Source organism: Escherichia sp. TW14182 (assembly GCF_000208525.1).
In the GTDB taxonomy this organism is placed as follows: Bacteria; Pseudomonadota; Gammaproteobacteria; order Enterobacterales; family Enterobacteriaceae; genus Escherichia; species Escherichia ruysiae.
This window is the reverse complement of the sequence record NZ_AEJZ01000095.1, coordinates 1-11,550: the sequence shown is the minus strand read 5'-3', so window position 1 is coordinate 11,550 and position 11,550 is coordinate 1. Positions and strand designations below refer to the sequence as shown.

Below are 11,550 nucleotides of genomic sequence, written 5' to 3'. Positions count from 1 at the left end.
ACTAAATCAGTAAGTTGGCAGCATCACCCGCAGCAATAAATAATAACAACATGGCGGTGGTTTGAATGTGTTTAATTCGGGGACTACGTTGAATTAATCCATTTGGTGGCACGGGGATATCTACCGACGACGATGAGCGAAAGGACGAATGCGGATCGAGGGTAATATTTTCTTTTTCCACGCCGAACTCCTGTATTTATAATATTTTAATTATTGCGTAATTATGTATTGCGCAGGGTTAATATTAATGGCAGATGAAATTTTTAGGATTTCACTACCGCTCACAAAAAAACATTTATAGTCGACTGGTTGCGAGCATAGGTAAGCCGGAAATTTCGGGCGTTTATATTTTGATAAAACCGTGCACAATCTAATAGTTTGCTGTTTTTAATCTGTATTTAATAAACGTACCGCTTGTTCTTCTTGATGGAACGAATCATCGCTTGTTTAGCTGAATTCAAATGGTTACGTAGTGCAAGCGTTGCATCCACATAGCTGCGGCAAACCAAAGCACTGAGAATAGTCATATGCTCATCTATGGCAATAATATTGCGCTGCCTGCGATCGTTTTCGTCCCATTGATAGTGGAAGTGGAAGATGACGGAGATAATATCAATGGATTGATTGAAAAAGATATTGTCAGTGGCTGAAAGCAATAAGGCATGGAACTCTCTGTCCAGTTGCGAGAAGGTGTGGAAATTACTGCCGATGTTGTCACGCAGCATTCGGTGGCGTTCGAGCATGGTTTTCACCTGAAACCAGCGCGGATCATTATCAGGCAGAGTGAGAAAACGCTGGATTGAGCGCGTTTCCAACATTTCGCGCAGTTCAAAAAGCTGCTCGGCGTAGGATTGATCGAAATGCTTTATCCTCCACTGACCGCGTTTTTCGCTTTGGGTGAGGTTGTAGCACCATAATTTTAAAAGATATTTTCTTGCGGTAATCGAGCTGACACCTGCCGCTCGCGCCAGTTGCAGCTCAGAAAAAGTTTCACCAGGCAACAACTGACGCTGATTTATCATCGTGAAAAAAAACTGCTCAAATACTTTATCCTGCTCACTTATCGAAGCTGCGGGACAGGCAAAACCGTCGTTGTGATCAGGTTTACGCGTGATGACGTGGTCATTTCCGACCTGCGTCAGGACACCGCATTCGCGTAAGTGGCTGAGAACATGACGCACCGTGGTGCGACTGACGTTGTACATTTCCGCTAGTGAGCTTTGCGATGGGAGTGGGGAAGGGATATGACCACATACCATCTCATCAATAAACTGGTTAACTACATTATGGCGTAAATTTTGTGAGCGACTCATATTTTTCTCCTTGTCGCGCTATTAAAACCCGATTTAAAACATTTTTATGCGTGTATTTTCACAAAATAGATTTTCTATTTCACTGGCGTTTTTCATTTTCATTGATATCTAAGATAACAAAAAATGGAGAGCAGAATTATGCCTAAGATAAATACATTAATTTGCCAGAAACCGAAAGAATTAGTCTGGAAACAATATGAAATGCCTATTCCCGGTGGCGATGAAGTATTGATAAAGATTAAGTCTGTCGGAATTTGTGGTACTGATATTCATGCCTGGGGTGGGAATCAACCATTTTTTAGTTATCCACGTGTGTTAGGCCATGAAATATGTGGCGAGATTGTTGAATTAGGTAAAGATATTGCTGATCTCAAAAATGGTCAGCAAGTTGCCGTGATCCCTTATATTGCCTGCCAGAAATGCCCGGCGTGTAAAAGTGGTCGCACCAACTGCTGTGAAAGCATTTCGGTCATTGGCGTTCATCAGGATGGCGGTTTTAGTGAGTATTTAAGCGTGCCAGAGGCGAACATTTTGCCCGCAGATGGCATTGACCCGCAGGCGGCAGCGTTGATTGAACCCTTCGCCATTAGTGCTCATGCGGTACGTCGCGCGGCAGTTGCGCCTGGTGAGCAAGTGCTGGTGGTCGGGGCGGGGCCAATCGGTTTGGGAGCTGCGGCAATCGCTAAAGTTGATGGCGCACATGTGGTGGTGGTGGATACCAGTCCGGCGCGGCGTGAGCATGTGATAAGGCGTCTGGATCTGCCCGTGCTTGATCCGTTCGCAGAAGATTTTGATGACCAACTACGTGCGCAATTTGGCGGCTCTCTGGCGCAGAAAGTGATCGACGCGACAGGTAATCAACATGCGATGAATAACACTGTTAATCTGATTCGCCACGGTGGCACGGTAGTCTTTGTCGGCCTGTTTAAAGGCGATTTGCAAATCTCTGATCCAGAATTCCACAAAAAAGAGACCACAATAATGGGTAGCCGTAACGCTACGCCGGAAGATTTTGCGAAAGTCTGGCGGCTGATGGCGGAAGGGAAAATCACTGCTGACATGATGTTAACCCATCGCTATCCGTTCGCCACGCTGGCAGAAACCTATGAGCGCGATGTGATTAACAATCGTGAGTTGATTAAGGGCGTGGTTACTTTCTGAGAATGAGTGACTGGTAAAGTGGCTATGCAGTGTTGGACACTATTTTTATTTATCAATAATGTTTTGTTGGTCGGATAAGACGTTTACGCGTCTTATCCGACCTGTAAATCAGTCAGTGATTACCCTTCTCGCTCCACCACTTTAATTTCCACCATCCCGATACCGAGTTTACGCGGCGAGTGACCGAGAATATTCCCTTCGTTGGTTGCGACGGGTTCCGGCGGCACAATCACCAGGGTGTCGGCATCGGTTGGGTTCTCGAAATGCAGCGTAGTGGTGGTTACTTCGTTGCCCAGCACGATGGTTTGTTCTTCATTGCCAACGCGTACCGGAATGGGGCGGCTGGCGTTATTACCGTAGGCTTTGGCGGTAATCACCAGATCAAATTTCTTCGGCAGCGGATGCTTGTACTCGATTTTCACTTCATCGCCAAGCTGTGCGTTGGACCAGCGACCCCACGACTCCGGACGGGAAATCCCGCTAAACTGTTTTACCTCTTCCGGCGCACCCGCGACGTTAAAGATGAAACTGTCTGCTTTGTAGCGAATATCGTTATCGACAATCTTCAGTGTATCGACATTGCCTTTGTAGCGTTCCATGTCGATGACCGTGTCCTTAAATGCCGTTTTACCTTTCCATTCTGGCTTATCGACATGTTGCACTGTTTGTTTCCCGCCAAGTTGCCCCTGTGAAACACACCAGTCGGTAGAAAGCGCCAGTTCCGGCGCCCACAACTGCCCCATTTTGTAGCAGCGGTCAACCCAGATGAAATTATCACGTGGGGCGAAATCGGCCAGTTGGAAACGCAGTGGCGCGGAGTATTCACTTTCTGGCAGTGGTTCCACTCGTTTGTCTGAAACCCGCAACAGCAGCGGCAAACGGAAATGACTACCTGAGAAGGCGATCATGTTTTTATTCTGATTGATGGTAAATTCTTTTATCTCGGTGGGGAATTTCCACAGACGAATGATATCCGGTTTCCACGCCAGTACCTTCTCTTTCATGTTGAGGAACACTTCTGACATTGACTGACCAGAAAGGCTACTGCGTCCGAGGCCGATAAAATTATCACCACCAAGGATATCCAGTACCGTAGCGCCGTTATCCATCGTGTTGCGCTTCACCGCCAGCGTCTCTTGCTGCGGTTTGTCGCCACGGATGACAAAAAACAGGTTATTGCGATCCTGCTTATTGAGGTATTTCCATGCCGTGTTGTTCATCGCCAGATGGTCGGAAGAGACGACAATGACGGTATCTTTAAACCACGGAGAGGCTTTGATTTTATTGATAAACGCCGCAATGTTCTCCTGGCTGCAACTTACCGCGCTGAATGACTGGTTCGGTTTACCGTCAAAATCATATTTTTTGCGATTACAGGTACGAGAGATAAAACCATCCGGGTGATGGGTATCGACCGTCAGGGTAAACAGTGAGAACCGTTGACCGGAGCGAGACAGCTCCTCAAATTTTTTCCATGCTTCATCCAGCACGGTATCGTCGTAGAATCCCCAGTCGTTGCGATAATGTGGGTCTGCGACCACGCTTTTCAGCTCTTCCGAGCCGTACAAATGGTCGAAACCGTGTGATTTCAGGAACACATCTTTACCGGCAAAACGCAGATTGGCTCCCTGTACGAAATAGTTCTGATAACCCGAGTTTTTCAGAATATCGCCCAGACAGATGTTCTGCGGGAAGAAGCTGGAAACGGATGCAGAAGCGTTGCCTTCAAATGGAGCAAAAAGCGGAATGCCACACTGGGAAGCCACCATGCCCGCAATCGTGTAGTCCGTTCCCGGCAACTGCTGCGTGTGGCTGAAATCCAGACTTTCATTTTTCAGCGCGCCCAATTCAGGCGTGAGATCCGGGAAAGCATCGTTGTCAAAATAGGTGCGCTCGAGGCTTTCTCCGTAGATATAAACCAGGTTGAGTTTCGGGTCAGGAATGGTTTTCGACGGTTCTTTATAATAAGCCGCAAAGTCCGGATCGCCGTCGCGTGACTGTGATTTCACCAGTTCCGTTATCTGACGAAACGCCGGGCTGGCATCGACAGAAGCCAGTGCCAGCAAGAGCGCCAAAAGGCTGTAACCAAAATGGTGCGGATGATGACGGCGGCGGCGCAGGATCCAGCCCAGTGCACCGAAAACGACTGCCAGTGCCAGTACAATGCCAATACCTGGCAGGATATATTTGCTGACGCCTGCACCGGTCAGGCTGTTGGTTAAGGTATAGAGAACCGCGTCGTTAATGCCATCGCCAGTAAAGTAGTCACTGGCAAAAAGGGTGATATTTAAAACGACAAATAGCCCCAGCACCGTTAATGTGGCGGCAAACCACCAGGTGTTACGTCCCGCTTTCCATGCGTAGATCAGCACAGAGGCGAGAAACAAGGCAAATGAGAGTAGTTCTGACAACGGGCGATCCTCACTAAACCAGGCTGTGTAGCCGATGCTTAAGATTTTTTGAGAAACACAATGTAATGGCGCTGCCATATTGCTGCAATTCTAGTGTCAAAAAAATGCGATGTTGTTAGGAATTAGTTTATAAACAGACTTTTTTGATCGGGGTTGTTTCCCGCATAGCAGGGGATGAAAGCGTCAGAAGCGGGAAAAAGAGAAGGGGATTGCCGCGCCAGCCGATTAACAGCTAAAACGCGGCGTTATGCGGATCAAGAGATAAAGTTCAGACCTTGCTTTAATACCAGATCGCAGGCTTTGGTTTTCACTTTCTCCGCCAGCGGAGTCGTACCGATGTTATCCAGATTAAGCTGCTGGCCATCTTTGGTTTTCAGCAAACCCTGAATACCGTCCAGATAGTTGGTGTCTTCTTTCTGCTCTTCGCTGTTCAGACCTAACTTTTCCAGCACCTGGTTTTTGATGTTTTCCGCATCGGTCACCGAAGCCAGCTTTTGCTTCGCGCAGTATTGCAGAATGCCTGCGGCATTGTTCATGTTATCTGCGCTTAATGCCTGGTTGCCGCTACTAAGCAGGTTAGTTAATGAAGCGAGCGACCAGCCGCCTTCCTGTGTAGTGCTGTTTTGATTGCTTAACTCGCTGGCGGCACTGGAGAGCGCATCTTTCCAGGAAGCGGCATTTACCCCGGTGGAAATTAATGCGCTGGCGGTAATTGCACAGCACAGAAGGTGTTTAACAGTTTTCATCATCATTACTCAAGGTGGAATTGTGTCGCAGTATAACGCCGGGAATGGGGATTAATACTCTTTACCCGTTACCCGACTACGATAACTGTCCCAGTTGAAGATCACCCACAGACTGTTACCCAGGCGCATACGATCCATAACACGCTCGCCCAGCAACTTCGTCATTTCTTCCATATTGCTGTTCGTCAGCATTCCGGTTGGGCGCTTGGAAGAAGAACGACGATCGACGATCTGATTGATGATCACTTTTTCGTATTTAGATTCGGTCTGCACGCCGATCTCGTCGATCACCAGTAGATCAACGTTGCTCAGATCGTTGAGCAGTTGTTCTTCACTGACGCCGCTATTTCTGAAGGTATCTTTCATCGCCGACATAATATCGGCAACAGTAATAATCAATACCGATTTGCCGCGCAGCAGTAGTTCGTTGCAGATTGCCGCCGCCAGATGGTTTTTACCGGTGCCCGGCTTGCCAGAAAAGATAAAGCTGGCGATGTTGCCGTCGAACTCTTCGACATATTGACGCGCTTTGCTCAACGCATTCATCTGCCCTTCGCATTCAACACGATAGTTCTCAAAGGAACAGTTCTGATGCAGCGGACGAATGCCGGAGCGGTTAAAGGTGCGCTGCATTTTCATCGCCCGATTCTCGCGCTCCAGAGCGGCGGAGCGGAGCGCCCCTTGTTCTTTCTGCCACGCCAGAAGTTCTTCACCCGTTTTGAAGGCGGGTTTGATATGGGCAGGCATCATTTTTTGCAGGCGTTGCATCAGGTCGCCAACGTTTTTCATCGTTACCCTCTGAATCCTGGTGGAATTTGGCTGTCAGGTTCGCTGACCGTGTTCACATCTCGTTTGGCTAGTCCGCCGTTGCTGGCGCGGCCAATTTGCAGACTGCGCGCCAGTTTTTGCTGCCACTGCACATGGTGAAAAACTTTACCTTCCGCCTGCCAGTAGGCAATGAATGAGGCCAGTTCTTCGGCGGTAGCGGGTTCTCTTAGTGCCACGCCCCATAACGCGGCCTGGCGGGTAAAGTCGGCATCGGGTCGCCAGTCTGGGTACATGGCAAATTTCCCCATCGGTACGGCAACGGGGGCAGTTTGCGGTTCCTGATAGAGTTGATCGTCCAGAGCGATATCGCTTCCCGGACGCGCCAGCTTTTCTTCCAGCGCCAGCAGTTCAGCAAGACGCGCGGGCGTGACGGCATAAAACGCCGGAGCGTTGTTAGCAAATACGGCAACCATTCCGCCTTCAGCTTTTGCCAGAACGGTCTGGTGATCGTGTACCAGGGCGTCAATACCAACGACGTCCGGGGTCAAAACTCTGGAAGACATACTGTTTCTCAATATGGAACGATGAACGAGAAGGGAGATTACTTTTATAGTAACACACGGATGAAAGGAGGCTGTCTCTCATCCGTGTGCTTTAAGCGAGGCAATTTTATACGCGAGGGCGCTTGCGGTACAACCATAATCCAGGAATGGAAAGGCCGATGGATAATGCTCCAACAATTGATGACGCCGTAAGAAAGTTGGTTAACAGGGTAATCATCAACGGCTCGCTGTAACCTAACTGACTGATTTTTACAGCTGAAATCATTGCTGTATAAGCAGAGATGCCAGGGAACATAGGGATAACGGCCGCCACGGTAAAGACTTTTGGATGCGCCAGATACCAGCGCGACCATTGAATTCCAATGGTGCCGACCAGCATAGAGGCCATAAAGGTTGACCACTCAATATTCAGCCCGGTAGTCATTAAGATCATTCGTGAACCATGACCAATCGCGCCAAGCAGCGCACACCAGCGTAATGCCCGAACCGGAACATTGAATACCATCGCAAATCCGACGGCAGGAATTGCCGCGAGGAGCATATCCTGCACCAACGCTATGAGAAATTCGATTATACCCATCCACGTAGCCCCCAAATCGTGAGTGCCATCACCACGCCAACGCAGGTAGCCAACGTCAACAGGCTGGCAATCGCCCAGCGTGCCAGCCCGGTATTGATGTGGCCTTTAAACATATCGGCGACGGCATTAATCAACGGAAAGCCCGGCACCAGCAATAGAACGCTGGCCGCCATCGCGATGGTAGGCGTATGACTGAATGTCGGAAGTTGTAAAAGGAGGCCGGAAATCGTGGTGGCGGCAAATGCAGTGAGGCAAAAGTTTATCTGTGGGTGAAGATGGCGTTGTGCCAGCAGTTGGCGGATGTACATAGCGATCATGCTGGCGAAGAACGTAATTAGCGCGCCGTCCCAGCCACCGTTATTCAGTTTGCAGAAACAGGCGCAAGAAAGTCCTACCATCAAGGCTACCAGCCAACGCGGATAGCGCAGAGGATGTATTTGGCTAAAACGCTTCTCCACACCTTTGTAATCCAGCAATTTGTGTTCCGCCAGAATCACAATGTGTTGTACTTCAGTAACCACATGCATATTAATGCCGCGATCCTGATTTTTACGTGTCGAGGTTAAACATTGACCATCTTTAATGGTGGTTAGCACAATTGCGTTGGAAGAGATGGAGCTTTCAACGCAGTCCATCCCCAGCGCGCGCCCAAGTCTTGAAGAAAGCTCATCCACCAGTGCGCTTTCCGCCCCGTGCTGCAAAAGAAATAATCCGCACTGGATACATAACCGTGTTACGGCTCGCTGTTGCTCAGTTTGCATAACTCGCCCTTTGTCATAGACGCGCTGCGTATTGTTCAAATAATGAGACCCCATTTGTATCATGAAGCGCGGTTGTTTTGGGGTTGGTTAAGATCAAAATTGCGCTGATTAATTCTGGTTATGGCGACAGGAAGCGATCTGCGTCAGAGGTCAAATAAATATCCTCATGAATATTATCACTGAAATGAATTTATAGTTTTGTTTTTACTCGTTTGGCTAATAGCAGGGAAAATCAATTTTTCGAATCTGGATAAGAAATATCTTTCAGTTTTTATTGATTTTTTTGTTGCTCTTTCGGTCTAAAGGTCTTGAGTTTCGCCTTTGACCATTATTTTGAATGATATCGTAAACTGATTGGATTTGTGGTTTTTGATTAAGTATTTCTAACAACATAATTTAGATATTTTAAATGTGTCAGAGGTATTTTACCAGGTTATTATTTGATGCTAGCCTCCTGAAACATACAAAGGATTTTTGGTGTGTCAGGGGTAAACTGATATGGAAGTGAATGCTAAGGATAATTTATTCGCTAGAGCTATTAATTTGTTGGATTAATTTAGGGGATGAATATCCTGAATTAACCATCATGATTTATAGAGAGTGGATATGGAGGATATATGTTGCCAGGATGCTGCAAAAATGGAATTGTTATCAGTAAAATACCCGTTATGCAGGCAGGATTAAAAGAGGTCATGAGGACCCATCTACCTGAATATGAAATAACGAGTAGCGCCTCTGCGGAGGAGTTAACCTTATTACAATTACGTCGTGCTGGGTTAGTGGTTGCCGATTTATCCGGCGAAACGGAAGACCCGCGTTCCGTTTGTGAACATTACTATTCATTGATCTCACAATACCGGGAAATACATTGGGTTTTCATGGTTTCGCGTGCCTGGTACTCCCCGGCAGTAGAACTGCTAATGTGTCCAACAGCGACGTTACTGTCGGATATTGAACCCATTGAGAATCTGGTTAAAACCGTTCGTTCCGGTAATGCGTATGCGGATCGTATCAGCGCGATGCTGACCTCTCCGACAATGGCTGAAACTCAGGATTTTAGCTATCGCACCGTCGTTCTGACGCTTTCAGAGCGTAAGGTACTGCGGCTGTTAGGCAAAGGATGGGGCATCAACCAGATAGCTTCATTGCTCAAGAAAAGTAATAAAACTATCAGCGCACAAAAAAACAGTGCGATGCGTCGGCTGGCAATTCACAGCAATGCTGAGATGTATGCATGGATAAATAGCGCACAGGGTGCAAGAGAACTTAACTTGCCTTCTGTTTATGGAGATGCCGCAGAATGGAACACAGCCGAATTAAGAAGAGAAATGTCGCACTCGTAGAAAAATGCGTCATGAGCAGTATCGGTATTGAGAGTTTATTCAGAAAGTTTGCGGGTAACCCTTATAAGCTCCACACCTATACCAGTCAGGAGTCGTTTCAGAATGCAATGTCGCGGATCTCGTTCGCGGCGGTCATTTTTTCTTTTTCTGCCATGAGAAGTGAGCGCAGAGAAGGATTATCTTGCCTGACTGAGCTGGCGATTAAATTTCCGCGTACCCGACGTTTGGTTATTGCAGATGATGATATTGAAGCACGGTTGATCGGTTCATTATCTCCATCTCCGCTGGACGGAGTATTAAGTAAAGCATCGACGCTGGAAGTTTTTCATCAGGAGTTGTTTCTGTCATTAAATGGTGTGCGTCAGGCGACCGATCGGCTGAATAATCAGTGGTACATTAACCAAAGCCGGACGTTAAGCCCAACGGAGAGAGAAATATTGCGTTTTATGTCGCGTGGCTACTCAATGACACAAATTGCCGAGCAGCTTAAACGCAATATTAAAACGATCCGGGCGCATAAATTTAATGTGATGTCGAAACTGGGCGTCAGTTCTGATGCGGGGTTGTTGGAGGCCGCAGATATTCTGTTATGTATGCGGCATTGCGAAACAAGTAACGTGTTGCATCCCTTTTAATATGCTTAATGCCGGGTTATCGTCCCGGCAAAGTTTTTATTTCAGCGTACAGTCACCACATTGCTGCACATCCGGTAGGCGATAACGCTGGCAGCAGGTACGGCGTACCAGCAGACCATCGCGTAGCACTACTGTACGCCAGAGTGGATTATCTTCACCTGTAGTGAGCGTTTTCTCAAAAAACAGGGCATGACGCAGCGATTCAACCGCTGCCTCGCCGAGCAACTGCTTCATCTCTGTCAGATACCAGTTGATCAAATAACCGGTATTACTCCAGATGAGTTTGCCGTTGATCTCTCCAGTTGCTTCTAATGCCTGCACTACCGGAACAAGCGCCTGGCTGATTAACGTTTCCATTCGTTGTTGTGGAGAATGCGTTGTTGCGTTTTTATCTTCACATACATCGACCCAGAAACAGGCTGCGCGCCCGGTTTCGTGAAACTCAACGTGGAAATGTTCTGGAGAAAGGTCTAACGCTTTTTCCTGCGTCAGCAGCGCCAGCATTAAGGGTGGCACCATCAGGCCAATATACCATTGCGCCCAGAGTGAGATCAGCGGTTTGTTCTCACGGATCATCATCGGTTGATTACGGTAGATATGATCGGAATAGACCGCCAGTAGAGAACGTAGCGCATTCGGTGATGACCATTGCGCCAGTGTCATGGCGTTAAGCGGGGCGGGTTCATCCAGACGGATAAACTCCAGCAAATGTCCACGATGTTCTGCGATCGTCGCCCGTACTGATTCCGCAAGCCCAGCATCCTGCGGCTGGAGATGCGTTCGCCAGATAACATCTTCATAGAGCGGTGCAGAACGATAGGCCATAATCGTGATAGTAATCTAAATGATAATGATTGCTAATCCTAGCGATAGGTTTGCCCGATAGCAAGGGATTTCTCTGGCTTGCAAATGATAAAAATTATCATATGATATTGGTTATCATTATCGCTTTGAGAGATTAAACCATGTTGCAACGTATGCTGGGCAGTGGCTGGGGAGTGTTGCTGCCGGGATTGCTGATTGCAGGGATGACGTATGCGGATTTATCGCCGGATCAGTGGCGGATTGTCATTCTGATGGGATTAGTGTTGACGCCGCTGATGCTATATCACAAACAGTTACGGCATTACGTTTTACTACCATCGTGCCTGGCGCTTATTTCTGGCGTCATGTTAATGATAATAAAGTGGAATCAGGGATGAAAAAGCAGGGGAGAAACAAGAGAGGAAGTAAAGATAATTGGTGCGAGGGGGGGGACTTGAACCCCCA

Annotated in this window: 12 protein-coding genes and 1 pseudogene; 4 read left to right on the top strand and 9 right to left on the bottom strand. The window is 47.7% G+C overall.

The window, feature by feature from the left end; all coding sequences use genetic code 11:
- Nucleotides 1-28 precede the first annotated feature (28 nt).
- Nucleotides 29-181, bottom strand: a pseudogene (locus EQY_RS0109945) (MFS transporter); the annotation flags it as partial.
- A 217-nt stretch (nucleotides 182-398) separates the two neighbouring features.
- Nucleotides 399-1,313 carry a GntR family transcriptional regulator gene (locus EQY_RS0109940; RefSeq protein ID WP_000091591.1) on the bottom strand — a complete coding sequence of 305 codons (915 nt, stop codon included), beginning with the start codon at nucleotides 1,311-1,313 and terminating at the stop codon, nucleotides 399-401.
- A gap of 138 nt (nucleotides 1,314-1,451) precedes the next feature.
- On the opposite strand from EQY_RS0109940, the gene EQY_RS0109935 reads away from it, so the two are divergent.
- Complete coding sequence (locus EQY_RS0109935; RefSeq protein WP_001124253.1) at nucleotides 1,452-2,474, top strand: zinc-binding alcohol dehydrogenase family protein; 1,023 nt, start codon at nucleotides 1,452-1,454, stop codon at nucleotides 2,472-2,474.
- A 119-nt stretch (nucleotides 2,475-2,593) separates the two neighbouring features.
- Here EQY_RS0109935 and opgB read toward each other — a convergent pair whose 3' ends face one another.
- The 6 genes from opgB to EQY_RS0109905 all read right to left on the bottom strand — a co-directional run bounded on the left by opgB (nucleotide 2,594) and on the right by EQY_RS0109905 (nucleotide 8,303).
- A complete protein-coding gene (opgB, locus tag EQY_RS0109930; protein WP_024212504.1) occupies nucleotides 2,594-4,885 on the bottom strand; it encodes a phosphatidylglycerol--membrane-oligosaccharide glycerophosphotransferase in 2,292 nt (763 codons plus the stop codon).
- A gap of 254 nt (nucleotides 4,886-5,139) precedes the next feature.
- On the bottom strand, nucleotides 5,140-5,634 hold the full coding sequence (yjjA, locus tag EQY_RS0109925; RefSeq protein ID WP_077629660.1) for a DUF2501 domain-containing protein YjjA: 495 nt from the start codon (nucleotides 5,632-5,634) through the stop codon (nucleotides 5,140-5,142).
- Between the two features lie 48 nt (nucleotides 5,635-5,682).
- On the bottom strand, nucleotides 5,683-6,420 hold the full coding sequence (gene dnaC, locus EQY_RS0109920) for a replicative helicase loader DnaC (RefSeq protein WP_000799918.1): 738 nt from the start codon (nucleotides 6,418-6,420) through the stop codon (nucleotides 5,683-5,685).
- 2 nt (nucleotides 6,421-6,422) lie between these two features.
- Entirely contained in the window at nucleotides 6,423-6,962 is a 540-nt protein-coding gene (gene dnaT / locus EQY_RS0109915) for a primosomal protein DnaT (RefSeq protein ID WP_010346632.1), read from the bottom strand.
- A 106-nt stretch (nucleotides 6,963-7,068) separates the two neighbouring features.
- Nucleotides 7,069-7,542: a threonine/serine exporter gene (locus EQY_RS0109910; protein WP_000511337.1), complete on the bottom strand. Its 474-nt coding sequence runs from the start codon at nucleotides 7,540-7,542 to the stop codon at nucleotides 7,069-7,071.
- Nucleotides 7,533-8,303: a threonine/serine exporter family protein gene (locus EQY_RS0109905; RefSeq protein ID WP_024212502.1), complete on the bottom strand. Its 771-nt coding sequence runs from the start codon at nucleotides 8,301-8,303 to the stop codon at nucleotides 7,533-7,535. The genes EQY_RS0109910 and EQY_RS0109905 overlap by 10 nt, the downstream gene beginning before the upstream one ends.
- 617 nt (nucleotides 8,304-8,920) lie before the next feature.
- On the opposite strand from EQY_RS0109905, the gene EQY_RS0109900 reads away from it, so the two are divergent.
- Both EQY_RS0109900 and bglJ read left to right on the top strand, forming a co-directional pair.
- Entirely contained in the window at nucleotides 8,921-9,646 is a 726-nt protein-coding gene (locus EQY_RS0109900) for a helix-turn-helix domain-containing protein (RefSeq protein ID WP_000936647.1), read from the top strand.
- Nucleotides 9,604-10,281, top strand: coding sequence for a DNA-binding transcriptional activator BglJ (gene bglJ, locus EQY_RS0109895; RefSeq protein ID WP_024165170.1), 678 nt, complete (start codon nucleotides 9,604-9,606; stop codon nucleotides 10,279-10,281). The genes EQY_RS0109900 and bglJ overlap by 43 nt, the downstream gene beginning before the upstream one ends.
- A 36-nt stretch (nucleotides 10,282-10,317) precedes the next feature.
- Here bglJ and fhuF read toward each other — a convergent pair whose 3' ends face one another.
- Nucleotides 10,318-11,106 carry a siderophore-iron reductase FhuF gene (gene fhuF, locus EQY_RS0109890; RefSeq protein WP_000331570.1) on the bottom strand — a complete coding sequence of 263 codons (789 nt, stop codon included), beginning with the start codon at nucleotides 11,104-11,106 and terminating at the stop codon, nucleotides 10,318-10,320.
- Nucleotides 11,107-11,246: 140 nt separating this feature from the next.
- Between fhuF and EQY_RS0109885 the strand changes: the two genes are divergently transcribed.
- Entirely contained in the window at nucleotides 11,247-11,483 is a 237-nt protein-coding gene (locus tag EQY_RS0109885) for a DUF1435 domain-containing protein (protein WP_000941740.1), read from the top strand.
- Nucleotides 11,484-11,550: the final 67 nt, after the last annotated feature.